Source organism: Streptomyces albiflavescens (assembly GCF_014645835.1).
GTDB classification, from domain to species: domain Bacteria; phylum Actinomycetota; class Actinomycetes; order Streptomycetales; family Streptomycetaceae; genus Streptomyces; species Streptomyces albiflavescens.
In genome coordinates this window covers 93,501-117,590 of record NZ_BMMM01000020.1, presented here as the reverse complement: position 1 = coordinate 117,590, position 24,090 = coordinate 93,501, and the positions used below count along the sequence as shown (strand labels likewise).

The following is a 24,090-nucleotide window of genomic DNA, read 5'->3' as shown; positions in this document are numbered from 1 at the left end:
CCCGCGGTTGGCCGCGTATCGCGCTGATCGGCGCGTCTGCGGCATGGTCGACCGAACAGGTCCTAGCTGATACTCACGCGGAAGATCTTGTCCGAGCCGTCCGCCGCACCTCCGTTGTTGTCGCAGTTGGTAGTGGAGAGCCAGAGTTGGTCCGCGCCGGGCACCTTGGTGACGGTGCGCAAGCGGCCGTACGTGCCGACGTAGTACGCGGTCGCCGAGCCGACGCTCTCCGTGTCACCGCTGATCGGGATGCGCCACAGGCGTTCGCCGCGCAGCGCCGCCATGTAGATGACGTTGCGGACGATCGCGATGCCGCTGGGCGAGGCCTCGGAGACGGCCCACGTCTTCTTGGGGTTGGTCATGCCGGAGACGGAGCAGCTGCCCTCGCAGGTCGGCCAGCCGTAGTTGCTGCCCGGCTTGATGAGGTTCAGCTCGTCGTAGGAGCTGTTGCCGAACTCGGCCTCCCACAGGCGCCCGTTGCGGTCGAAGGCGAGGCCCTGCGGGTTGCGGTGGCCGTAGCTGTAGACGTAGTTGCCGAACGGGTTGCCGGGTGCCGGCTGGCCCGAGGTCGTCAGGCGCAGGATCTTGCCGTTGAGGGACGTCTTGTCCTGGGCGAGTGACGAGGTCTGGGCGTCGCCGGTCGAGGCGTACAGGTAGCCGTCGGGACCGAAGGCGAGCCGGCCGCCGTTGTGGTAGCGGTTCTTCTTGATGCCCTGGAGCAGGGTCGTGTAGCCGCTCAGGGAGCTGCCGTTGTACGTCATGCGCACGATGCGGTTGCCCTCGGAGGCGGTGTGCATGAAGTACACGTAGTGGTTGGTGTCCCAGTTCGGGTCGACCGCGACACCGAGCAGACCGCCCTCGCCGTCCGTCGTGACGACATTGGGCACGCTCCCCACCTGTGTCTTCGTGCCGTCCTTGGCCAGCTTGAACACCTTGAAGCTGTCGCGTTCGGTGACCAGGGCGCTCAGCCCGTCGGGCATCCAGTAGGTGCCCCAGGGGATCGTCCAGCCGCTGGAGACGGTGGAGATCGACGACGGAACACCGCCGTCGGTGGAGCAGCTCTGCGTGGTGAAGCTGACCGTGTTGCTCTGCGCGGACACATTGCCGGCCGCGTCGCGCGCCACCACGTTCAGCGAGTACGGACTGTTGCAGGCGAGCCCGGTGACGGTGGTCGAGGTCGCGGGCGGGTTGCCCGTGACGGTCTTGTAGACGGTGGTTCCGCTGCGGATGTCGTACGCGACGACGGCCTTGTCGTCCGTCGAGGCGCCCCAGTCCAGGGTGACGCTGTTGGCGGTGACGTTGGACGAGGAGAGCGTCCCGGGCGTCGTCGGGGCCGTGGTGTCGGAGCTCGGCAGCGTGGTGCAGTCCACGGCGGGGCTGGCGAGCGAGGCGTTGCCCGCGGCGTCGCGGGCGATGACGGTGAGGTTGTAGGTGGTGTTCGGGGTCAGTCCGGTGAGGTTCTTGGACGTGATGTCGCCCGCCGTCTCACCGATCTTGTTGCCGTGCTCGTAGAGGTCGTACGCGACGACGCCGACGTTGTCGGTCGAGGCGCTCCAGCTCAGGGTGAGCGCGTCCTCGCCGATGTTCGAGCAGCTCGGCTGGCCGGGCCGGGTCGGTGCCTGGGTGTCGGCGGCGGTACCCACGCGCAGCCGGTCGAGGTTGGGGCCACCGTTGGCAGTGGTGGCCGTGGCGCGGATCTTGTTGCTGCCTGGCGTGAGATCGGCGTTGAGTGTCTTGGTGGCCCAGGTGTCCCAGTCGGCGGTGGCCGGAAAGGACACGTTCGCGGCGACCACCGTGCCGTTCACGGAGATGTCCATCGGCCGGTCGACGGTCGTGCCGTTGGCGTACCGGAAGGCGAGCGAGGCGCTGCCCGCCGAGACCGCGCTGACCGTGAACTCCACAGACGAACCCGTGACGTTGGTGTAGTCGACGAAGCCCGTTCCCGTGTAGTTCAGATGGTTCGTCGCCACCGTGCCCTGGGAGATCGTGGCGTCCTCGGCCTGGTAGTCGGTCGTGGCGGCAGAGACCTCGAAGTCGGCGTAGTCGGTGTTGGCGAGGCCGCCCGCGCTGGTCGCGGTCAGCCGGATCTTGTTGCTGCCCGCGTTGACGGGGACGGTCAGGGACGAGGTCGTCCAGGCGTCCCAGGTGGTGGTGGACGGAAAGGAGTATCCGGCCTTGACGACGGTGCCGTTGACGGCGATGTCGGCGGGGCGGTCGCTGGTCGTGCCGTTGGCGAAGCGCACGCCGAGCGTGGCGCTGCCCGCGGAGGCGGCGTTCACGGTGAACTCGAGGTAACTGCCCACCGTGTTGGGCGTGTTGACGAATCCTGTCCCGGAGTACCCGGCGTAGTTGCTGTCGATGGTGGAGCCTGAGGTGTAGGCCGCGCTCTCCGCCTCGTACCGGGTGGGGGCCGCCGAGGCGGTCTGCGGGACGGCCTGGACGAGTCCGGCACACAGCAGCACGACGGCGCCGACCACGAGGCGTCTGAACCAGACTCTGCGGAGAGCCTTGCTACGGATACGCATGTGAACCTCCTTCATGTATGTCGCGTGCGGTGACTTCAGGGGACCCAGTAGTTGCCGGACGCCACGATCATCGACTGGAGCTGGACGCTGCCGCCGTAGTAGAGCGTGGAGCTGATGGGTGTGGCGACGAGCTTGTTCCACAGGGAGTCGAGCCAGGCCTGTGAGCCGGAATCGGTCATCGCAGTCACGATGAACGGCGCGGTGAACGCCATGTCGTGCCCGCTGTCGTAGGCGGAACCGCTGAGGTGGTAGCCGGTGACGATGTTGTCGGGGTTGCCACCGGTCTTCGACTTGATCCAGGAGTTGAGCTTGCGGGCCGAGGCGAGCGAGACGGAGTCACCGCTGGTGACGGCGTCGGCGCCGATGCGCCAAGGGTCACGGCAGGCGTTCCAGCTGTAGTCGCCGTCGTTGGGGCCTTCGAGGACCTGTCCGCCCGCGGGCTTCGGGGTGGTGTTGGTGTTGACGATGAAGTCCGCCAACAGGCCGGTGCTCGGCGCGTAGTTGGCTTGCTGACTGGTGATCAGGTTCTGATGGGCGCTGCGGATCGTGTCCCACGCGGCATCGCCGGTGGCCCGCCTGAAGGCCCGGAAGTGGTCGATCATCCAGTCCGAGGAGCGCGTGATGTAGTAGTACTGATCGCCCGACGTGGACCAGTCGCCGAGCTTCATGAGGTGGGTACTCGAGTTGACCTCGCCGGCCTTGATGGCGTTGATGTGCTTCACGGCCAGGCTCTTGTAGTCGTACGTTCCCGCGCTCCCCCACTGCTTGTCGGCGAGCAGCAGCCCGTACGCCACGTCGAGGTCACCGTCGGTCGCCGAGTCCGAGCCGTCGACACTGGTGCAGGAGGAGTCCTGCTCGGCGGCGAGCAGGTTGGAGTTGTGCACCGAGGGATGCGCCAGCATGTACTTGACCAAGCCGTCGAAGATCTTCTTGGCGTCCGGGTCGGCGCCCGCCATCAGGGCGCTGACGACCATGCCGTAGCCCTGCGCCTCGGCGACGTAGGGATGGTCGGCGTCCGGCGAGATCACCTCGTACCAGCCGTTGCCGCAGTTCTGCTTGACGAAGGCGGACTTCCAGGCGTTGTACTTGCTGACGACGGCCTGGTCGAGGGTCGACTGCGCACCCGTGGGCTTCAACGTGCCTGTCGCGTACGGGAATTGATGACTCCCGAAGGGAACGGCAGGACCGCCTCCGCCGCCCGAGGGGCTGCCGAGGGTGAGCTTGTCGAGGTTGGGGCCGCCGTTGGCGGTGGTCGCGGTCGCCCGGATGGTGTTGGTGCCCCCGTTCAGGGAGGCGTTGACGGTCTTGGTGACCCAGGTGTCCCAGTTCGCGGTGGCCGGGAACGACACGTTCGAGGCGACCACCGTGCCGTTCACCGAGATGTCCATCGGGCGGTCGGTCGTGGTGCCGTTGGCGTACCGGAACTGCAGCCCGGCCTGCCCGGCAGCCGCCGCGTCCACCGTGAACTCCACATACGAACCAGCCACGTTGGTGTAGTCCGCGAAGCCACTGCCCGTGTAGTTCAGATGGTTCGTCGCCACCGCGCCCTGCGAGATCGTGGCGTCCTCGGCCTGATAGTCGGCCGCCGCCGCGGTGACATCGAAGTCGACGTAGTCCAGGTTCGGATCACCCGCGGCGGTCGTCGCCGTCAGACGGATGGTGTTGGCGCCCGCATTCACCGGCGCTGCCACCGTCCTGGTCGCCCAGGTGTCCCAGTCCGCCGTCGGCGGGAACGACACATTCGACGCGACGACCGTGCCGTTGACGGAGACGTCGATCGGCCGGTCGGCGGTGGACCCGTTCGCGTACCGGACGGCTATCGAGCCCGTGCCCGCGGACGCGGCGTTCACGGTGAACTCCACATACACACCAGCGGCGTTGGTGGTGTCCGCGAACCCGGAACCGGAGTAGTTCAGATGGTTCGTGGCCACCGTCCCCGACGAGATGGTGGCGTTCTCCGCCTCGTACCGCGTTGCGAGCGCCTGGGTCACACCACTGCCCGCCCAGCCGAGCAGGGGCAGTGCGAGAGCCAGGGAGGTGGACCACGACAGGATGGTTCTGCGACGCGTTCTGTTCATGGCTGTTCTCTTCACGGCTGTTCTCCTCAACCCGCGTACTGGACGAAGACCTTGAGGTAGTCGTACGGCTGCTGTGACACACCGCTGCAGGAGTCCCCGTCAGAGCCGGAGCCGCAGGCCCGGTCGCGGTTCACGGACCAGTAGGTGAGGCGCGCGATGTGGTGCTGCTGCGCGTAGGCGAGCATCGTCTGGAAGTCGGAGACACGGACCAGCTCGCCCGCGTCGTCGGTCTTGCCGTTCATCGAGGAGAGCCCGATGTGCGCGTAGGTGGTCGCGTCGCTGTAGCCGTAGGCGGCCTTGACCTTGCCCTTGAGGCCTTCCATGGCCTGGGTCGTCAGCGTGCCCATGTTGCTGGTGCCGCCGCCGAAGTCGAAGGGCATGATGCACCAGATGTCGTTCGCCAGACCGGAGTTGGCACCACGGTTGATCATGTCGACGCCGGTGGAGTCCGGGCCGTTGGTGGTCGTACCGAAGGTGATGATGGTCTTGAGGCCCGCGTTGTTCGCCTTGACGATCTTCAGTGCGTCGATCACCCGCTGACGGACCGTCGCGCTGGACCACTCGGTGTTCTCGATGTCGATGTCGATGACCTTCAGGCCATAGGCGTTGATGACCTTCTGGTACGCACCGGCGAGGACTGAGGCGCTGGTACATTTCTCGCCGAGCTTGTTGCCGCTCCACCCGCCGAAGGAGACGATCACGTCACCGCCGGCCGACCGGATGGAGTTGATCTTCGCCTGGTCGTCACCGCCGGTCAGCGGGCGCGAGCCGTCCCATGCGGGGTTGCAGGACCCGTCGGAGAGGATGAAGGCCAGCGTGAACCACTTGACGCCGGTCGCCGACATCACGGAGGTGGGGCTCTGCGGGTTGCCCCAGCCGAAGTACTCGTAGGGCGCGACGGCCATCCCCGGGGTGCCGCCGCCCGAGGGGCTGCCGAGGGTGAGCTTGTCGAGGTTGGGGCCACCGTTGGCGGTGGTCGCGGTCGCCCGGATGGTGTTGGTGCCCGCGTTCAGCGAGGCGTTGACGGTCTTGGTGACCCAGGTGTCCCAGTTCGCGGTGGCCGGGAACGACACGTTCGAGGCGACCACCGTGCCGTTGACGGAGATGTCCATCAGCCGGTCAGTGGTCGACCCGTTGGCATACCGGAACTGCAGCCCGGCCTGCCCGGCAGCCGCCGCGTCCACCGTGAACTGCACATACGAACCAGCGACGTTGGTGTAGTCGACGAAGCCCGTGCCCGTGTAGTTCAGGTGGTTCGTCGCCACCGTGCCCTGCGAGATCGTGGCGTCCTCGGCCTGGTAGTCGGTCGCGGCATGGGCGACTTGCGTGGGAACGAGCAACAAGGACAACAGCAGCCCGCAGAGCGCGGCCAGGGCTACGCGTAGTCGGCGTTGGGGTGCGGCAGGGTGCACGTGGATCGTCCTCCCGGGACGGAATGAGGAGCACTGAAAGGATGTTAGGAAACGTTCCTAACCATCACTGCATAGCAGCGTCGGAACGCCGGATTGTCAATGGCATCGGGAGAGTTCACCGTGCACATAAAGCACAGGCACTTCCTGTTTGCGGGCAGCCCTCAAGGGGCGACGGGAACGTCCCGCCCCCCGTGAGGTCCCCCCGGGAAATGACCCTTTTGCGCCTCCTCTCAGCCCCGGTCGAGATGATCGAGATTCGGCGCGCCACCGGCCGTGGTGGCGGTCACCCGAATCGTGTTGGCCCCGGCGTTCAGCGGCACGGTGAGGGTCGAGTCGGCCCAGATGTCCCAGCTGCCGGTGTCGTTGAAGGCACGGCCCGCGGAGACGACGGCGCCGTTGACGCTGACGTCCATCGGGCGGCCCGTGGTCGTGCCGTTGGCGTACCGGATGGTCAGGGGTGCGGTGCGGGCGGTGGCGGAGTCGACGGTCCACTCGACGTACGCGCCGGCCTCGTTGGCGGTGTTCACAAAGCCGGTTCCGGTGTACGCGATGTGGTTGGTGTCGACGGTGGAGCCCGCCGAGGTGCCCGCGTTCTCCGCCTGGTACCGGACGGTCTTGGCACCGAGCGGGGTGACCCTGATGAGCCGTGTCTCCCCCGGACGCAGCGTCGCGCTGTAGGTGTCCGTGACCGTGCCCTTGTGGGAGCCCGACCACAGGTCCGTCACATCGCCCGAGCCCGTGAACCCGACCTGCGACCAGTTCACGCTCACCGTGGAGTCGCCCGACGTACCCGTGTTGAAGAGCGCCACCACGTAGTCACCGCTGTCCTCGCGCTTGCTCCAGACCTGGTTGACGCCGCTGGAGACGATGCGCCCCGCGGCGTATCCGTCCTGGTCGACGCCGATGAGACGGTCGTTGGTGAGCATCGCCGTGTCGACCGGGTCGAGGTGCGTCAGGTCGGTACCGAGCAGCAGTGGGGCGCCCGCCATCGCCCAGAGGGTGAAGTGGGAGCGGCGCTGGTCGGAGGTGAGGCCGGCCTGGTCGCCGTTGCCGATCTCCAGCGAGTCCAGGTCGTTCCAGCCGCCGGGACTCGCGTACTGCTGCCAGTTGGCCGCCGAGGTGAAGCGGGCCGAGACGTGCGACCAGTCGGTGAGCGGATAGCCGCTGCCGTTCGAACCGGAGCCGCAGTAGCACTCGACGTCGCCCTGGGTGCGCCAGCTGTTGGCCAGTGAGCGCCAGGTGGGCGCGTCGGCGATCGCGAGGTTGTTGGACAGGGCGTAGTTGATCGGCCGGCCCGTGGCCCGCAGCGCCTTGTCCCAGGCCCGTACGTCGGGGATGTCCGCGCTTCCGACCCCGTCGATCTTGAGGTAGTCGACTCCCCAGGAGGCGAACTGCCGCGCCCAGGAATCCACAAATTCCTGCGCGCCCGGCTTGCCGTAGTCGATGTAGTACATGTTCTTGCAGTTGTAGTTCTTCTCCAGGGCCGCGGTGTTCGCGATGTCCGCCGCGTGGTACGCCGTGCCCTCGATCGGCGTGTTCTTCAGTACGGCGTTCTTGGCGATGCCCGGAGTGACGTAGAAGCCGAATTTGAGTCCTTTGGAGTGGATGTAGTCGGCGAGCGCCTTGATGCCGGACGGGAATTTCGCCGGGTCGACACTCCAGCGGCCGTAGGAGTCCACGACGAATCCGTTGGCGTCGCACTTCTGCCAGAAGTCGTCGAGATTGACGTACACGAAGCCGTGGTTCACGAGGCCGCTGCTGACCATCGCGTCGGCCTGCGCCTTGATCTTGTCCTCGGTGGGCCAGCGCCGCACGAAGCTCCAGCTGCTCCACCCCATCGCGGGCCGCACGGACTGGCCGTTGCCCGAGGCGGTGGCGGGCGGGGCGGCCATCAGGGGCATCGCCGCGGCGATCAGCATGCCCACCAGGGCAACGAGGAGTCCTCTCCTGAATCGCCGGAACCGGCAGCTCATGGCTCCCTCACCTCCAGATGGTCGAGATTGGGCGCCCCGTTCGCGGTGGTCGCGGTGGCACGGACGGTGTGGGTGCCGGCCGCGAGCGGGACGCCGACCGTGACATCGGCCCAGCTGTCCCAACTGCCGTTCGGAGGGAAGGACTTGGCGGCGGCGACCACGATGCCGTCGACGGAGATGTCCATCGGACGGTCGGACGTCGTGCCGTTGGAGTAACGGAGCGTCAGATCGGCCGTGCCGCCGCCGGTGGCACTGACGCCGAACGACACATACGCGCCCACCTCGTTGGCGGTGTTCACGAACCCCGTGCCGGAGTACCCGGTGTGGTCTGAGTCCACGGTGCTGCCCGCCGAGTAGGTGGCGTTCTCCGCCTCGTAGCGCACGGGCGGCGCCGCGGTGCTCGGGGTCGCGTACGACGTACCGATCCACGCCTCGTCGATCCGCAGCCGCTTGTAGCGGGTGATGTCGGTGGAGGCGGCCCAGGTCGAGTCCACTTCGAGGCGTACGTAGCGGGCGTTGACGGCGGTCAGGTCGATGCCCTGGATGCCGCGGCGGCTCGCCAGTTGCCCCGTCTTGACGGCACTTCCCCAGCTGGAGCCGTCGTTGCTGACGTACACCTTGTAGTCCTTGATGCGGGCGGACTGCTCGGTGTCGGAGCGCGCGTAGGCGACGGAGTCCTCACGCTGGTTGAGGCCGATGTACTGCGCCTTCTTGGCCGTGCCGAGGTCGAAGGTGAGGTCGACCGGCAGCGTCTTGTTGCTGTCCCAGTACGTCAGATAACTGCCGTCCGCCGCGGCCGCGGCCCCGTGACCGCTCGCCGACGCGCTCGCGCTCATCGTGTAGGAGGAAGCGGGCAGGATGCCCTCGCGGCCCGCCGTCGTCACCTTGAAGACGGTGTCGTACGGGTCCCAGCCGCTGAGCCCGTTCAGTGTGAGGACTCCGCCCGACTGGGTCCAGGAAACGGCCGCCCCGGTGCGCAAGTTGGTGACGGACGCGATGCGGTAGCCGTTGTCGCGGATGCGCAGGGTGCTGGTGGTCGGCGGCGTCAGGACGTGGACGTAGTGCCGGTCGGGGTCGGTCTTGCTGATCGTCGTCACGCCGTGCGCGCCGTCGTTCCAGAAGCCGGGCTTGAGGCCGCCGTACATGTAGCCGCCGCCCTCGACTCCGTGCAGCGACTCCCAGATGGGGTTCAGATAACTGGCCGCGAAGTTGTTGAAGGACTCCTGGTTGGACGGGAATCTGCCGTTGACCATCGCCGTCTCGGCCATCAGCGCCTTCACCGACGAGCCCGCGTTGGTGACGAGCCGGCCGAGAGTGAGGGCCCGGTCGACGCTCGGATTCGTGCCGTCGTACCACCACGCGCCACTGGAGGGCAGCTTGAAGTCGGCCTCGGTCAGGCGGGGTTGGGCCGTGTAGACGGCCTGCGGATAGTCGTAGGCCGGCGTCATTCCCGTCTTCTGCTCATTGCTGATCATGTCCATGATCGGTGTGTCTTCGTTGTTGTTGCTGAGCGTGTAGCTCGGCCGCTTCTGCTGGATCTGCGCGTAGAGGTTGTGGCTCTCCCAGTACGCGTTGTCGTTGTCGATCCAGAAGCCGCCGAGGTCCGGGTAGCGGTCCATGACCTCGAAGAAGAGGTCGTAGGAGTACTCGCCGAAACCGTCGCGGGTGGTCAGGTCGACCGAGTGGCCCTTGTAGGCGGAGTAGGCGGCCGAGTCCAGCCACTCGTGACCGCCTTCGGCGTGCCACTGCGGGTCGTCGGTCATGTAGAGGATGACCTTGAGGCCCTTCGCCTTGGCCGCCGCGACCAGCTCACCGAGGAAGTCGCGCTGGGTGGCGCAGCTGCCGGGGATCGCCGAGGGCCAGGGGCGCGCGTACCCGAGACGGCTGTGGAAAGTGGCGAGGACCAGGTACTGGGTGTGCAGCTTGAGGGCTTCGTTCACCCAGTAGTCCGCGCTCCAGCCGCCGCCCGTGACGTCGGACTCCCAGCCACTGCAGCTGGTGTGCTGCGGGGCGGTCCGCTCGCCCCAGTGCAGGAAGAGTCCGCCGGTCGAGGCGCGCAGGAAGTCCTGGCGCGGGTTCTGCAGGTCCGCTCGTGCCGGGGAGGGCAGCAGCAGCGCTCCGAGGAGGAGCGCCACCACGGCCGTCGCCAGACGAGCGCTCACACGTCTGAGAGTGTTCATGCCGGGACGTCCAGGTAGTCGAGGTTGGGGCAGCCGGCCGCCGTGGTCGCCGTCGCCCGGAGGGTGTTGGTTCCCGCGGTGAGCGGGACGGCAAGGGAGACCGTGCGCCAGGTCGTCCAGTCGGCGCTGGGCAGGAAGGAGACGCCGGAGGCGACGACCTGCCCGTTCACCGTGATGTCCATGGGCCGGTCGGAGGTGGTGCCGTTCGCGTACGCGAGGGCGACGGTCTTCGTGCCGGCCGCCGCCGCGTTCACCGCCCACTCCACATAAGCGCCGGTGGTGTTGTCCGTGTTGACGAAGCCGGTGCCGGAGTAGCCCGCGTGGTCGCTGTCGACGGTGCTGCCCGCCGAGTACGTGGCGTTCTCCGCCTCGTACCGGGTGGGGGCCGTGCCGCAGTCCTGGCCGGAGCTCGACGTCGAGATCCGCAGGGAGCCGCCGGACGTGTTGTGGCTGTCGGCGACGCAGTATCCGCTCACGGTCTGGAAGCCCATGTCGTACGGGCTCGCGCTGCCGCGCTGGGTGGTGAACCGGATGAACTTCACCGAGCTGCCGCTGTTGGCGATGACCGCGGGCCGCCCGTCGTCGGCGGCGAACCGCACCGAACTGTCGGTGAAGCTGACGTGGTCGGCGTTGTGCAGGTACCAGCCGTACGCGGGCCGGGTGCCGATGCTGTTCGGGTTGTAGTTGTTCGGGTCGTTGCTCGGCACCGCGGTGGACATGGTGCCGTTGCCGCCGGGGACGGTGATGTTGACGTTGGTGAAGCTGACGCCGCTGATGTGGTTCGGGCTCGACTCGCCCCATAGGGTCGGACTGAAAGAGGGGCTGGAACCGGTGGCCGTGATGTTGTCGTAGGTGATGTCGCTGATCGAACCGACGCCCGGGTTGTTGCCGCAGCGTTTACGGGTACCGATCTTCTGCATGATCGGCGAGTGGACGTTCGTCATGGTGATGTCGCGGTAGTGGACGTCGGAGATCTTGGCGCCGTCCATGGAGACCATGCCGAGCCCGGACTTGTTGGAGCCCTCGATCCTGATGCGCTCGAACTGGTAGTCCGTGAAGTCGCCGCACGTCTCGGAACCGAACATCAGCGCGTTGCAGCACACCGCGGAGAGATACGAGTCGCTGACCCGGCCGTGGCCGTTGGGCAGCTTGGCGCCCAGCGCGTAGTCGCTCTTGAAGACCAGCGCGTCGTCGTTGGCCTTGATGTTCGCGTTCGTCACCGTGACGTTGGTGGTGCTGATGATGTTCCAGCCGTCGCGGTCGCTCGCCGTGTCGATGTTCAGATGGTCCGAGGCGACGTTCGTACAGCCGTTGATGAGCGCTGCGAAATGGCCGCCACGGCGCAGGGTCAGACCGTCGCCGATCCGCAGGCCGTCGCACCGGGTCAGGGAGATGATCTTGTCGGCCTCACCGGAGGACGGGTTGCCGGTGATCAGGTTGCCCTGGCCGTCGATGACGCCGCCGCCCACGAAGCCGATGTTGGTCAGCCGGTCGCCGTAGATCATCGCGTTGTGGAAGTGGCTGTGCCCGTAGTCCTGGTACTGGTCGTACGGGTTGGACTCGGGCGGGTCGTACGTGTCCGCGCTGGAGCCCTGGATCGCGGCGCCCGTGTCGACCTGGAGTGTCACGTTGCTCTTCATGTGGATCGTGTTCTTGGACTTGTAGCTGCCGGGCGAGGGGAACCGCACGGTTCCGCCGCCCGCACCGTTCGCGGCGTCGATGGCCTTCTGGATGGCGGGCGTGTCATTGGTGGAGCCGTCGCCCCTCGCGCCGTAGTCGCGCACGTTGTAGACAGCGGCCGCGGCGGCGGTGAGTGCCTGGGTGCGGGCGACGGCGGGTGCCTGGGCGCGGGCGACGGCCGGGGGCTGGGAGAGGCCCAGCACGACAAGGAAGCCCAACAGGGCCATGGCGACGGATCTGCGGGTTGGATGTCTCATGTCGGCCTCGTCTCAGACCAGTTGGTAGCCACGGAGGTTGGTGAGGAGCAGATGGCAGTCCTGCAGCGAACCCGACGTGTCGCCGAGGGAGCGGTAGATACCCCACTTGGGCCGCACGCGGTCGTCGAGGAAGGTGTCCACACCGGACTTCGACTTGTCGATCACGGTCGTGCCGCCGCTCTTGAGGATCCAGCGCACGGATCCCGACGTGCCGTCGCCGACCTTGATCTGGAAGTCGACGTCCGTCCAGTTGTCGTGCAGCGGGTCCAGACTGGTGCGGCCGATCAGGGTGTCGGAGAGGGCGAGTTTCAACTCGATGGTCTGGGCGCCGTTCACGCGCCGCAGCGATTGCACGACGATCGGCGAAGTCCCGGTCCCCGGCTGCTTCATCTGCATGATGTGGGTGAAGGTCGTGGTCGCCTTCAGCGAGCTCGGAATGTACATCGAGTACGTCACCCGCCAGGTCTGGCCCGGCTGCCACTTCAGATAGCCGGCGCTGCTGGTGCGCAGCCCGGTGACCTCCTGGCGCTGTCGGTCGGTGCTGGTGTCGCGGTCCACCGTGTGCATGGTGAACCGCCAGTTGTTCCCCTCCGGGTAGATGTGCGGCTGCCCGGCGGGGTGCGAGTCGGCACGGTCGTCCTCGATCGTCTCGAAGGCACCGAGCCCGTCGCCGCTCGCGGACGGGGACCACTTCAGCTGCCAGCTCGCCGCGGCGGCGGTGGCCGGGATCCCCGCGGCGAGCGCGGCGCCGCCGAGTGCGGCGCCGATCACCTTCCGGCGGGACGGCCCGTCGTGCGGCGCGGGGGATGAGCTCATCTTCCGTCACCTCGCCCTGAGTTGTTCGTTCATGATCAGAAAGGCGCCGAGACCGTGAAAGTCGTTGGTCGCTCTGGTGCGGGCCACGTAGTAGGCGTAGTCGCCGACGTTCGTGCCGATGGAGATGTCCGTGAGGTTCGTCCGGCCGTCGGAGCCGAGTGAGATCTTCGCCAGGACGCCCTGGTAGCCGCGTTGAGCGACGTCGTTGTAGTGCGCGTCGATGTAGCCCTGCTGGGCGCCGCGCGAGAGGGCGTAGGTGAACATGCTGGAGCAGGACGTCTCGGTCCAGTTGTCGCTGCGGTCGCCCTTGTCGACGACCTGGAACCAGCGGCCGGTGTTCGGGTCCTGGTAGTGCTCCAGGCCCGCGGCCAGCTTCTGCAGGATGGTCAGGAGCTCGGCGCGGCGCGGGTGCGAACTGGGGATCGCGTCCAGCACGTTGACGATGGCCATGGAGTACCAGCCGACCGCCCGGCACCAGTGCTCGGGGGCGAGACCGGTCCCCGGGTCGGACCAGCTCGCCGTGCGCGACTCGTCGTAGGCGTGCTTCAACAGGCCGTTCGTGACCTGGAGATGGCTGCCGTAGACGTACAGCTGCTTGGCCGCCTCGTTGTTCGCGTATGCCGAGTCGTTGAACTCCTTGCCGTACTCCACAAGGAACGGATTGACCATGTAGACGCCGTCCGCCCACAGTTGGTGGGCCCGGCTGTCCGAGGTCGCGTGCCAGAAGCCGCCGTCCGAGGTGCGGGGATAGGTCTCGAGGCGGTCGCGGATCTTCTTGGCCGCGATGCGGTAGCGGTCCTGGCCGGTCTCATGGTGCAGGATCGTCAGCAGCCGTCCGGCCTGCATGCTGTCGAGGTTGTTGAAGCTCTGCCCGATCGTGCCGTCGCTCGACACGAAGCGGTCGACGTAGTTCTTGATGTACGAGAGAGAGCGCGGGTCGTGCGTGCGCTGGTACGTGAGGTACTGGCCGTAGAGGTACAGGCCGACCGGGTACGACCAGCCGCCTATCGTGGTCGGCGAGTAGCGCGCCATCGTCGACTCGACCATGGCGACCGACCAGTCGGTGGTGACCGCGGGCTGTCCCACGGACAGCGAGTCGAGGTTGGGGCCGCCGTTCGCGCTGGCGGCGGTGGCCCGGACGGTGTTGCCGCCCTGCTGAAGCGCGGCGTCGACCGTACGCGTCTGCCAGCCGGTCCAGGAGCCGTTGCCGGGGAAGGACAGGTTGTCGGCCACCAGGACGCCGTTGACGGTGATGTCCATCGGGCGGTCGGCGGTCGTGCCGTTGGCGAAGCGGAAGGCGAGCGGCAGGGTGGCCTGCTCCTCCGCGGTGACCGTGAACTCGACGTAACTGCCCGCCACGTTGTCGTAGTTGACGAACCCGGTGCCGGTGAAGCCGGTGTGGTCCGACTCGACGCTGCCCTGTCCGATCGCGGCGTACTCGGCCTCGTAGCCGACGGCGGCCGGGGCGGCGGACGCGGGAATCGCGGCCTGGGCGGCGGACACCGGGACCCCGGCCAGTCCGACGGCCGGCGTGGCGGACGCCGGGACCGCGGCCAGTCCGGCAGCCGCGAGCGAGACCGCCATCAGCAGCACACGTAGACGTCTCATGTTCCTCCTTCGCGATAGGCAGGGGCCGCGACAGGGGCCGCCGCACGAGCTGTGTCCGCCGCGTACGGCGCTGCCACCAGGTCGCGGACGAGACCGTGGTCGGGCGCGTGACGGCAGACCGGGTCGGTGCGGGCCGCGTCGCCGGTGAGCGCGTGCGCCTGGCAGCGGCAGCCGCCGAAGTCGGTCGTCCGCAGGACACAGCCGCGGCAGGGCTCCTGCATCCAGGCCTCGCCACGGTAGGCGTTGAAGGCATGCGACTCGCGCCAGATCCAGGCGAGTTGGTAGTCCTTCGCGTTCGGCGGGTCGAGGCCGGGAAGGGAGGCCGCGGCCGGGCACGGGAGGACCGTGCCGTCCGGGGCGACGGTGAGCGAGACGGCGCCCCAGCCGCCCATGCACGGTTTCGCGGTGCCGTCGAGATAGTCGGCGGCGACCCAGACCAACTCCATGGCCCTGCCGAGGCTTTCACGTCGGCGGGCTACGGCCTGGCGGGCGTGCTCGACCTGCTCCCGGGTCGGGAGCAGGGACGCACGGTTGCGCAACGCCCAGCCGTAGAACTGGGTGTTGGCCAGCTCGACCCGGTCGGCGCCCCAGGCAAGTCCGAGCGCGATCAGGTCGTCGAGGGCGTCGATGTTGGCGCGGTGCAGCACGACGTTCAGGCCAAGCGGGAGCCCTGCGGCGCGAACCAGCTTCGCGGCCCTCTCCTTGGCAGCGAACGAACGGGCGCCCGCGATGAGTTCGGAGGTGATCGGATCGGCGTGCTGCACGGAGAGCTGGACACAGCGCAGTCCGGCGTCCTTGAGCTCCGCGAGCCGTCGTTCGTGCAGGCCGACTCCGCTGGTGACGAGCTGGGTGTAGAGGCCGGCCGTGTCGGCGGCCGCGACGATGTCGGCGAGATCACGTCTGAGGAGCGGTTCGCCGCCCGAGAGGTGGGTTTGGACGACGCCCAGGTCGGCGGCCTGACGCAGTACCCCGACCCATTGTCCAGTGTTCAGTTCTTCTGACCGACTGATCAGTTCGACGGGGTTGGAGCAGTACGCGCAGCGCAGCGGGCAGCCGTGGGTGAGTTCGGCGAGCAGCGCCCAGGGGGGAGCCACGGTCACTGGAGCCAGCCCTCCTTTCGCAATGCCGTGAGGAATGCGGGGACTTCGTCGGCGACGGGTGCGCCGGGGAACCGTTCGCCGAGCTCCGCGACGATCTCGTCCACCTCGCGGCTGCCGTCGCAGAGCCGGACGACACTGCCGGCGTTGCCGCACAGGACGACGACTCGCTCGGGCAGGAGCAGCAAGTCGGCGCTCCGGACGCTATCGTGACGGAGCATCACGGAGCGGGACAGGACGGGCCGCCAGGTCATGAGCCGCCGCCCCGGTCGACGGCGTCCAGCAGCGCCCACAGCACCTCGCACTTGAACGCGAGTGCCGCCACCGCCCGCTCCTGCTGCTCCCTGGTGCGGGCCCAGGCGTGGACGAGTGCGAGGGCCTCCTCGCTGTCGCGGCCGCCCTGGCCGATGCGGGCCCGGAAGTACGCGAGCCCCTCGGCCTCGATCCACGGGTAGTGGCGTTCGAAGGCGGCGATGCGGGTGCGCATCAGAGACGGTGCCGACAGCTCGGTCAGGGACGCGGCGACGGCGTCGAGCGCGGGGCGCAGGCGGCAGAAGTTGACGTAGCCCTCGACCGCGAGCCGCACCCCGGGCAGCACCCGGGTCGCGTCCCACAGTGTCGGACGGTCGAGGCCGACCGCCTCACCGAGCCGCAGCCAGCGTTCGATGCCGCCCTCACCGTCGGCCGTTCCGTCGTGGTCCTGGATCCTGCGCAGCCAGGCACGGCGCAGCGCGGGCTGGTCGAGCTTGGCGACGATCAGGGCGTCCTTGACGGGGATATGGCGCTGGTAGTGGAAGCGGTTGGCGATCCAGCGGCGCAGCTCAGCAGGCGTCAACTCCCCTTGGTGCATACGGATGTTGAAGGGGTGCCGGTCGTGGTAGCGCTCCTCGGCGACGGCGCGCAGCCGCTCGGTGAACTCGGGGGTTCGCCAAGGGGCCGCGACACCGTCGTCGCGCACGGTTGTCACGGTCATGGTTCGACGACCGATGGTCTAGCGCTCGCCGAGGGCGTACGCGGTGACCTCCAGGGCGGTCTCGACGACGAGATACCCGGGGGTCTCCCAAACCCTTTCCTCCGATGTTTCCCGAATGGTCGATTGTGTACCGGAGGCCTCGGAAGCCAGCTGTTCGTTCATGTGTGCGTACCCGCTTTCCTGATGGGTGGGGGGTGTGAAGCCCAGACAGGTGTGGTGGGGCCCAGACAGACGCTGGTGTTCATATGCGTGCACTGAGTTCATGAGAGCGTTCAGTGACGTGATACAGAGTTGCGGGGTGACGCGACCCGGTCAATGGTCCGGACCGAGAAGGTCGGATCCATTTCCGGCCAACCTCCTCTTGGGGCGAGGCTGGACATCCGGCCCCCACCATGAATCCACGAGGAATCCACCGGTCAGGAATGCATTACGGCCCGTGATCGTTGACCATGGGCATACCACCCGACGACTGAAGGATCGAGAGCTCGTGAGCAAGGTCCCCCCGATCATCCTGAACAACGGCGTCGAGATGCCGCAGCTGGGCTTCGGTGTCTGGCAGGTGCCGGACGACGAGGCGGAGCGGGCGGTCGCCACCGCACTGGAGGCCGGGTACCGCAGCATCGATACCGCTGCGATCTACGGCAACGAAAAGGGCACCGGCAAGGCCATCACCGCTTCGGGCATCGCCCGCAAGGATCTCTTCGTCACCACCAAGCTCTGGAACAGCGACCAGGGGTACGACTCGACGCTGCGCGCCTTCGACGCGTCGCTGGAGAAGCTCGGCCTGGAGTACATCGATCTGTATCTGATCCACTGGCCGCTGCCGTCCCGGGGCAAGTACATCGACACGTACAAGGCCTTCGAGAGGCTCTACGCGGACGGCCGCGCCAAGGCCATCGGCGTCTCCAACTTCCTTCCGGAGCACCTGGAGAAGCTGATCGACGCGACGTCCGTCATCCCGGCCGTCAACCAGATCGAACTGCACCCGCACCTCCAGCAGCACGCGGCACGCGAGTACCACGCGGAGCGGGGCATCGCGACCGAGGCCTGGTCGCCGCTCGGCTCGGGCAAGGGCCTCCTGGAGATCCCGGCGATCGTCGCCATCGCCCAGAAGCACGGCCGCACGCCGGCGCAGATCGTGCTGCGCTGGCACCTCCAGCTGGAGAACATCGTGATCCCCAAGTCCGTCACCCCGTCCCGGATCAAGGAGAACATCAACGTCTTCGACTTCTCGCTGGACACCGAGGACATCGCGGCGATCACAGCGCTGAGCGAGGACCGTCGTCTGGGTCCGGACCCGGCGACCTTCGACATGGGCTGACGCCCGCAGCCGTGCGACCGTCCGCCCCGCCGCATGGTCTCCCGCACGTCGGGGCGGACGCGTACGGGAGCGGGACCGTCGTCGGCCGGCCCCCGTACGGAACACGACCGTCGAACGCCCCACCGTCGGCCGGCTCCGGCGTGGAAGGCGTCAGCCGCCCCGCACATCCGTGAAGACGACCTCGAACTCCTCCAACCCAGTCACGGTCACGTGCGCTTTGGCCGCGCCCTCGTGCCGGGCCGCCGACTGGGGGCCGCGGGACGCGACCAGGGACTCCCGGTCGACGAACACGACGCCGACGAGGCCGCGGCCGCGCTCCCGGTCGATGACCAGTGACGCCCTGGCCAGCCCCGGGAGGTTCTCGAGCTGGGGGACCACCGTCGCCCGGAAGGTGTCGGCAAGCAGATCCGCGTCCGCGGGGTCGAACTCCAGCCTGCTGAGCCGCAGTCCGCCTCCCGCCTGCGGCTGCCGGACCGGATGGAAGACCACCGCCTCGTAGTTGTCGACCGCCAGCGTCACCGCGAACGGCTCCAGGAGCGCCGCGCGCCGCTCGCGCAGCACCTCTTCGCTGTTCCGTCTGGCCTCCTCGGACTCCCACCAGCTCACTACGAAGAGTTTGCCGAGCTTCCGGTCCACGAAAATGCTGGATCCGCGATACCCCGGGCGATCCTCCAGCAGGTCCCGGCCCCGCGTGTTCAAGGACTTGATGGCCGTGTCGATCGTCACGGGATCGCCGGTCGCGTACACAGTCCGCACGAACATGACGACTCGCCTCCCAGAAGCCGGGCGTTTACCCGGAATGTTCGATATAGCCAGTCTTCTCCCGCAAGGGAATGGTCGCAATCGACTCGGAACACCGGAGTTCACACCAGGGGCTTGACGAGGTCACGCAAAGGGGGCCACGTTGTACGGCACCGGTAAGGAAAGTTTCCTAACAGAAGGGTTCCCCCACAGTGCGCACTCGACCACTGACCCTCGCCGCGGCTTCCGGCGCCGCGCTCCTCGCCACCGCCTTACTCCCGGCCAACGCCTCCGGCACCGTCAACCCCCGTTCCGCACAGGAGGGTTCGGTCAGCGCGGCCGACCTGCTCGCCAAGGTGACGTCCTGTTCGCAGATATCGAACGGCAAGTACAAGACCGACGACGAGACGTCGGCCACCATCCCGGTCTGCGGCAAGAACGGCGCCGTGTTCTGGAAGGCCGACATGGACATCGACTGCGACGGCCAGGTCACCAGCAAGTGCAACGGCGACACCGACCCCTGGTTCCAGGACGACACCGCCTTCCACCAGTCCGACGGCAAGCCGCTGCGCGCCGACTCGCTGCCATACGTCGTGGTGCCCAGCACCAGCAGCATCTGGAAGTACACGAGCTCCGGCATCAAGGGCGGCGGCGTGGTCGCGGTCATCTACAACAACAAGGTCGAGTACGCGGTGGTCGGTGACACCGGGCCCACGAAGATCATTGGCGAGGCCTCGTACGCCACCGCGAAGGCGCTCGGCATCGACCCCGACCCGGAGACGGGCGGGACCGACTCCGGTGTGACGTACATCCTGTTCAAGAACTCTCAGGTGTCGCCGATCGAGAGTCACAGTGCGGCGGTGTCGCTGGGTGACTCACTGGCGAAGAAGTTCCTTCAGAACAACTGACCGTGCGCCGAATGCCGTTGGGGAACTGCGTGCCGACCTTGGCCGATCGCGCAGTTCCCCGTGCCCCGTACGGGGCAACCGTCAGACAGGCTGGCCGATCGGGCGTACGACCACGGTGTTCACGTCCACACCTTCCGGTTGCCCGATCGCCCAGACGATCGACTCGGCGAGCTGGTCGGCGGTGAGCAGATGACCCGGCGGCAGGCTGCCGTAGCTGTCCCAGAACGGGGTCTCCACGCGGCCGGGAGAGATCAGGGTCACGCCGACCCCGAATTCGGTGACCTGACGGCGGGTGTTCTCGGCGAGGCCTGTCACGGCCCACTTCGTCGCGCCGTAGATGTTGCCGGGGGTGTGGATGTGACCCGCGACGCTGCCGACCAGCACGATCCGGCCGCGGGTCTCCTTCAGGGCGTCGATGGAGGCCCTGATCAGCAATGCGGGACCCAGCACATTGGTCAGCACCATCTCGGACCAGCCCGCCGGGTCGCCCTCGGCGACCGTGTCGTGCGTGGCGAAGCCGGCGCTGGCGACGACGGTGTCGAGCCGCCCGAACTCCTTGAGCGTCGCCTCGACCGCCGCCTGCACCTGGTCGTACTCCGCCGCGTTCCCGGCAATCGTCAACAGCCCCTCGGGGCGGCCGAGTTCCTCGGCGAAGGCGTGCAGTCGCTTCTCACCCCGTCCGGTGACGGTGACCCGGTGACCCGCGTCGAGTAGGCGTCGCGCGACCGCGGCGCCGATGCCGCTTCCGCCACCCGTGATGAGTGCGACGGGCGAGTCGGTCATGGTTACCCCCTACATTTCCGGTGAACGCCTGGAGTTCATCACTTGGAGCACTCTCGAAGTCAAGCCCGGGGAACTCGGCGCCCGGAAGGCTCAACACGTGCGCCGATAGGGCACGTCGGGCAAATACCTGCTCCACTCGGCACGAGTCGCCCCGCCGTCCGCCCGTGCGCACACCTCGGCTGCCGCCCCGCCCGGTGCCGACTGCACCGAACGGAGGGGCATATGAGCCGTGGCGATATGCAACTCCCGCCCACCCGGGGTGAATCCAACCGCGAGAACGGGCCCGTCGCCCACCGGCAGGGCCGCCCCCTGCAGCCGCGGTGACGCCGTCTCCCATACCCGGACCGAACCGTCGGCCCGGCTCGCGGCCACCAGCGAGCCGTCGGCCGAGAAAGCCAGGGCAGGGCGCTCGACGGTGGAGTCGGCGGTTGCCAGGACGGCGATGCGGTGCCGTCCGCCCCCGTCCCACAGGGTGAGGCGACCCTGGACGTCAGCGGCGGCCAAGAAGCGTCCGTCCGGACTGAAGGACACGGTGGGCAGGAGATCCTCACCTTCGAATCCCTGTCTGCGCCTGCCCGTCGCGACGTCGATCAGGACTCCCTCGAAGGTCACGACCGTGCGTCCGGCAGGGTCGATCGCTGCGGGGCCTTCGGTCCGCTCTCCGATCACGTGGGAGCCGGGTTGCGCGCCCTGCCGTGTGACGCGGATCCCGTCTCGGGTGCTGACGGCGGTGTGTACCGTGCCGTCGGCGGCAACGGCCCTCACCTCAGGCCGCTCCGCGGGTTCGGCCGGATTCCCGGCGGAGTCGAACGCGGCGACGGTCCGCGCCTTCTTCCGCCACGCCGGACCGACGAGACCGCGCAGGGAAAGGGTGCGTACGACTCCTGCCTCGGAGCCTTCGCGGAAGCGCAGCACTCCCTCGCTCGGGTCGAGCCGGATGGCGGTGACGGCCGGGGTGTCGACGGGGAACGTCAGGAGCGGCTCGCGCGGACCGTCGTCCGCCGGAGCCGGGAGGTCCGTACGCCACAGAGCCAGGCTGCCCGGGCTCCAGGTGAGCGCGTAGGTGCCGGTGGGGTCGAACTCGACGGAGAGCGCGCCTTCGCCGGGCATCGGCAGCAGGGGACGCGCCCGGTCGGCGTGGAAGTCCCAGGTGACGACGCCATCGGCGGTTCCCGCGGCCAGAGCGCGGTTGTCGGGGGTGAAGGTCGGCTCGTCCGACTGGCACAGGAGGCGCTGCGTCCGCGCGGGTGGCTCGGTCGCGACCCGGCGCCGCTCGACGACGTCCCAGATGCGCAGCTGTTCACCCTCGTGGGTGCACCAGGCGAGGAACCGGTCGTTCGGGCTCAGTAGCGGCAGCGGTCCGTCCGGATCGCCCTGCGCGTATCGGAAGAGGACCCGCTGACGTCGTATGTCCCAGACCTCGAGCGTGGCGCGCCTGCCGTCCGAGGCACGGTCGAGGCGTCGTACGACGAAGGTGCGACCGCTCGACCCGAACGCGCCGTCGCTGTCGGTCCAACTCCCCGACTCGATGCGGTGGTTCTCTCCGTTCGTCAGGTCTCTGACCGTCGCACCGGACCGGCCGTGGTACGCGATCAGGCGAGCGTCGGCGCTGACGTCGACGATCCGCCCCGACAGACCGGGCAGCGCCACCTCGCGCAGTTGCCGGTGACTGCGTACGTCCCACTGAACGACCGTGTCACGTACGACAGTTGTCAGAATCCGGCCGTCCGTGCCGAGCCAGTACGGCGCGTTGAGCGCGCGGACCTGTGCGGGCTGGGTGAAGGCGTCCTGTTCGCTCTGGGCCGCGGCCTGCCGCACCGCCTCGCGGGTCTCCGGCAGGTCGGCCGTCCGCCAGGCCGCCAGTGCGAGGCGCATCGCCGTGCGCGGGTCGGTCGCCCGGAGCGTGCCGGCGAACGCGGCGACCCGGCGGGCCTCCGCCTCGTCCCGCTGCCGGGCGTTGACCCCGCTCTGCCGCCAGGCGGCCACGCCCGCGACCACCGCCAGGCAGAGCAGCACGGCGAGACCGACGGTCAGGCCGCGTAGCCGTCGTGTCGCACGGTCGGCGACCCGACGGCCGCGCTCGTACGCCTCGATGCTCGCGGCCAGGAAGTCGCGCTCCAGCGGGCTCAACTCGTCCTGCCGGGCACCGAATTCCTCCTGCGCCGCCGTCAGTCGTACACCTCGATAGAGGGCGCCCGTGTCCCGGTTCAGCTCGTGCCAGGTGTGGGCCGCCTCGGTGAGCCGGCGGTGCAGCCGCAGCCGTTCGCGGTCCTCGTCCACCCAGCCGCGCAGCCGGGGCCAGGCCCCGATCAGAGCCTCGTGGGCGAGGTCGACGGTGTCGCCGTCGACGGTCAACAGGCGGGCGCGGACCAGGCGTTCGAGGACCTCGGCGGTCGTCTCCTCGGAGCCGAGCTCGGCGCGGTCGACGGGACGCCGGGTGTCCTCGGCACCGTCTCCCGGGTTCACCAGTCGCAGCAGCAGAGCCCGTACCGCGGCGGCCTCGGCCGGTGTGCAGCGGGCGTACAGCTCCTCCGCGGTGTGGGCGACGGCGCCCTCGACACCGCCGACGGACTCGTACGCGGCGAGAGTGAGCGTCCGTCCGTTCCGGCGCCGCCAGATCTCGCGCAGCGCGTGGGCCATCAGCGGCAGACCGCCGGGCTCGTCGGCCACGTCCGCCACGATCCGTGCGGTCAGGGCGCGTTCGACGACGAGCCGCCGCAGGGCGGCCGGCCGGACGACCGCCTCGCGCAGCCGCTGCGCGGTCATCGGCCCGACCAGCAGGGTGGAGTCCCGCAGCGCCTCGGCCAGCCGGCCGTGTTCGGCGCACCGCCCGTAGAAGTCGGCCCGGACCCCGATGATCACCCGCAGCCGGCTGTCCGGGTCCAGTGCCGTGAGCAACCGCTCGATGAACAGGGCGCGTTCGGCGGGGTCGGTGCAGAGGGCGAACACCTCCTCGAACTGGTCGATGACGAGGAGGGTGTCGCCGGGAGCGTCGTGCGGGCTGAACAGTGCGTCGTGGGTCCGGGCGGGATGGGCGCCGGGGGTGAGGACGCGGATGGCGGCGAGCGGCGCGGGGCTGGGGCCCGGCGGATCGATGACAGGTGCTCCGGAGGCGGCGACGGACGGGGTGCGTGCCCCCGGGGTGCCCGGCGCGGTGCGCCCCTCCGCGGTCCTCTCCCGTAACGCGGGAATCAGACCCGCCCTCAAGAGGGACGACTTCCCGCTGCCGGAAGCGCCGACGACCGCCGATATCCGTCGGCGGGCGACGAGTTCGAGGAGTTCTGCGATCAGGTCGTCGCGGCCGTGGAACCGGTCCCGGTCGGCGGGCTCGAAGCGGGCGAGCCCCGGGTAGGGGCTGTCGGCGTCGTCCGGTGCACGTGTGCCGGCTTCCGTCGCGAGGGTCTCGCGCCAGCGCCGCTCCCACGCGGCGGTGTCGCCTCCGCACGCGGTGACGTACGCCAGGAGCACGGGCAGCGTGGGCAGCCGTTCGCCCGCCGCGGCGGCAGACAGTGTGGGCCCCGAATAGCCGGCATGTCGCGCCATCGCGCGATAGGTCGGTGTGCCCGCGTCGTCGCGCAGCTTGCGCAGCTCGTGCGCGAAACGCGGTACCGCACCCTCGGCCGGGTCCACCGGCTTCTCACGGCGTCCCACTCGTGACTCCCCCTGTTCGCGTCGACCCGATCCGCCGAAACCCGCTCCCACCTGGATTGATTGGTGCGGGGCAACGGGGCTGCCCAT

The 24,090-nt window shown here is 68.5% G+C and carries 17 protein-coding genes; 2 read left to right on the top strand and 15 right to left on the bottom strand.

The features are described 5' to 3' along the window. Positions 1-62 precede the first annotated feature (62 nt). The 12 genes from IEY95_RS39750 to IEY95_RS39695 all read right to left on the bottom strand — a co-directional run bounded on the left by IEY95_RS39750 (position 63) and on the right by IEY95_RS39695 (position 16,761). The gene (locus tag IEY95_RS39750; RefSeq protein WP_189191104.1) at positions 63-2,525 is read right to left on the bottom strand and encodes a PQQ-dependent sugar dehydrogenase; all 2,463 of its coding nucleotides are present in this window, start codon (positions 2,523-2,525) and stop codon (positions 63-65) included. Between the two features lie 35 nt (positions 2,526-2,560). Next, positions 2,561-4,603, bottom strand: coding sequence for a glycosyl hydrolase family 8 (locus tag IEY95_RS39745; RefSeq protein WP_189191103.1), 2,043 nt, complete (start codon positions 4,601-4,603; stop codon positions 2,561-2,563). 26 nt (positions 4,604-4,629) lie between these two features. Beyond that, on the bottom strand, positions 4,630-6,015 hold the full coding sequence (locus tag IEY95_RS39740; RefSeq protein ID WP_229703670.1) for a carbohydrate-binding protein: 1,386 nt from the start codon (positions 6,013-6,015) through the stop codon (positions 4,630-4,632). 230 nt (positions 6,016-6,245) lie between these two features. Further along, positions 6,246-7,988, bottom strand: coding sequence for a carbohydrate-binding protein (locus tag IEY95_RS39735; RefSeq protein ID WP_189191102.1), 1,743 nt, complete (start codon positions 7,986-7,988; stop codon positions 6,246-6,248). Then, complete coding sequence (locus IEY95_RS39730) at positions 7,985-10,168, bottom strand: discoidin domain-containing protein (RefSeq protein WP_229703669.1); 2,184 nt, start codon at positions 10,166-10,168, stop codon at positions 7,985-7,987. The genes IEY95_RS39735 and IEY95_RS39730 overlap by 4 nt, the downstream gene beginning before the upstream one ends. After that, on the bottom strand, positions 10,165-12,105 hold the full coding sequence (locus IEY95_RS39725; RefSeq protein WP_229703668.1) for a glycosyl hydrolase family 28 protein: 1,941 nt from the start codon (positions 12,103-12,105) through the stop codon (positions 10,165-10,167). Before IEY95_RS39725 ends, IEY95_RS39730 begins: the two co-directional genes overlap by 4 nt. Before the next feature lie 12 nt (positions 12,106-12,117). After that, positions 12,118-12,921 carry a polysaccharide lyase family protein gene (locus IEY95_RS39720; RefSeq protein WP_189191101.1) on the bottom strand — a complete coding sequence of 268 codons (804 nt, stop codon included), beginning with the start codon at positions 12,919-12,921 and terminating at the stop codon, positions 12,118-12,120. A 6-nt stretch (positions 12,922-12,927) separates the two neighbouring features. Beyond that, positions 12,928-14,529, bottom strand: coding sequence for a glycoside hydrolase family 88 protein (locus IEY95_RS49655; RefSeq protein WP_229703667.1), 1,602 nt, complete (start codon positions 14,527-14,529; stop codon positions 12,928-12,930). Beyond that, positions 14,526-15,629, bottom strand: coding sequence for a pyrroloquinoline quinone biosynthesis protein PqqE (gene pqqE / locus IEY95_RS39710; RefSeq protein WP_189191100.1), 1,104 nt, complete (start codon positions 15,627-15,629; stop codon positions 14,526-14,528). Before pqqE ends, IEY95_RS49655 begins: the two co-directional genes overlap by 4 nt. Then, positions 15,626-15,814, bottom strand: a complete 189-nt coding sequence (pqqD, locus tag IEY95_RS39705) for a pyrroloquinoline quinone biosynthesis peptide chaperone PqqD (protein WP_308429389.1) — start codon at positions 15,812-15,814, stop codon at positions 15,626-15,628. The genes pqqE and pqqD overlap by 4 nt, the downstream gene beginning before the upstream one ends. Positions 15,815-15,876: 62 nt before the next feature. After that, positions 15,877-16,599 (bottom strand): pyrroloquinoline-quinone synthase PqqC, encoded by a 723-nt coding sequence (gene pqqC / locus IEY95_RS39700; protein WP_189191098.1) that lies wholly within the window; start codon positions 16,597-16,599, stop codon positions 15,877-15,879. A gap of 18 nt (positions 16,600-16,617) precedes the next feature. Continuing rightward, positions 16,618-16,761: a pyrroloquinoline quinone precursor peptide PqqA gene (locus IEY95_RS39695; RefSeq protein ID WP_189191097.1), complete on the bottom strand. Its 144-nt coding sequence runs from the start codon at positions 16,759-16,761 to the stop codon at positions 16,618-16,620. A gap of 367 nt (positions 16,762-17,128) precedes the next feature. On the opposite strand from IEY95_RS39695, the gene IEY95_RS39690 reads away from it, so the two are divergent. Further along, positions 17,129-17,920, top strand: coding sequence for an aldo/keto reductase (locus tag IEY95_RS39690; RefSeq protein WP_189191150.1), 792 nt, complete (start codon positions 17,129-17,131; stop codon positions 17,918-17,920). Positions 17,921-18,070: 150 nt separating this feature from the next. Here IEY95_RS39690 and IEY95_RS39685 read toward each other — a convergent pair whose 3' ends face one another. After that, entirely contained in the window at positions 18,071-18,682 is a 612-nt protein-coding gene (locus IEY95_RS39685) for a hypothetical protein (protein WP_189191096.1), read from the bottom strand. Positions 18,683-18,873: 191 nt separating this feature from the next. Here IEY95_RS39685 and IEY95_RS39680 point away from each other — a divergent pair, with 191 nt between their 5' ends. After that, complete coding sequence (locus IEY95_RS39680; protein WP_189191095.1) at positions 18,874-19,569, top strand: glycoside hydrolase family 75 protein; 696 nt, start codon at positions 18,874-18,876, stop codon at positions 19,567-19,569. Positions 19,570-19,650: 81 nt separating this feature from the next. Here the strand turns inward: IEY95_RS39680 and IEY95_RS39675 are convergent, their stop codons facing one another. Together IEY95_RS39675 and IEY95_RS39670 are read right to left on the bottom strand one after the other, a co-directional pair. Then, positions 19,651-20,352 (bottom strand): SDR family oxidoreductase, encoded by a 702-nt coding sequence (locus IEY95_RS39675; protein ID WP_189191094.1) that lies wholly within the window; start codon positions 20,350-20,352, stop codon positions 19,651-19,653. Positions 20,353-20,442: 90 nt separating this feature from the next. Then, a complete protein-coding gene (locus IEY95_RS39670) occupies positions 20,443-24,003 on the bottom strand; it encodes a WD40 repeat domain-containing protein (RefSeq protein WP_229703666.1) in 3,561 nt (1,186 codons plus the stop codon). Between the last annotated feature and the right edge of the window lie 87 nt (positions 24,004-24,090).

What these genes read in the sequence shown, in the direction of transcription:
- IEY95_RS39725 (WP_229703668.1), bottom strand. Translation starts at nt 12,105, where the DNA reads ATGAGACATCCAACCCGCAGATCCGTCGCCATGGCCCTGTTGGGCTTC.
- IEY95_RS39735 (WP_189191102.1), bottom strand. Translation starts at nt 7,988, where the DNA reads ATGAGCTGCCGGTTCCGGCGATTCAGGAGAGGACTCCTCGTTGCCCTG.
- IEY95_RS39730 (WP_229703669.1), bottom strand. Translation starts at nt 10,168, where the DNA reads ATGAACACTCTCAGACGTGTGAGCGCTCGTCTGGCGACGGCCGTGGTG.
- IEY95_RS49655 (WP_229703667.1), bottom strand. Translation starts at nt 14,529, where the DNA reads ATGAGACGTCTACGTGTGCTGCTGATGGCGGTCTCGCTCGCGGCTGCC.
- IEY95_RS39720 (WP_189191101.1), bottom strand. Translation starts at nt 12,921, where the DNA reads ATGAGCTCATCCCCCGCGCCGCACGACGGGCCGTCCCGCCGGAAGGTG.
- IEY95_RS39690 (WP_189191150.1), top strand. Translation starts at nt 17,129, where the DNA reads ATGCCGCAGCTGGGCTTCGGTGTCTGGCAGGTGCCGGACGACGAGGCG.
- pqqC (WP_189191098.1), bottom strand. Translation starts at nt 16,599, where the DNA reads ATGACCGTGACAACCGTGCGCGACGACGGTGTCGCGGCCCCTTGGCGA.
- IEY95_RS39685 (WP_189191096.1), bottom strand. Translation starts at nt 18,682, where the DNA reads ATGTTCGTGCGGACTGTGTACGCGACCGGCGATCCCGTGACGATCGAC.
- IEY95_RS39750 (WP_189191104.1), bottom strand. Translation starts at nt 2,525, where the DNA reads ATGCGTATCCGTAGCAAGGCTCTCCGCAGAGTCTGGTTCAGACGCCTC.
- IEY95_RS39745 (WP_189191103.1), bottom strand. Translation starts at nt 4,603, where the DNA reads ATGAACAGAACGCGTCGCAGAACCATCCTGTCGTGGTCCACCTCCCTG.
- IEY95_RS39675 (WP_189191094.1), bottom strand. Translation starts at nt 20,352, where the DNA reads ATGACCGACTCGCCCGTCGCACTCATCACGGGTGGCGGAAGCGGCATC.
- IEY95_RS39695 (WP_189191097.1), bottom strand. Translation starts at nt 16,761, where the DNA reads ATGAACGAACAGCTGGCTTCCGAGGCCTCCGGTACACAATCGACCATT.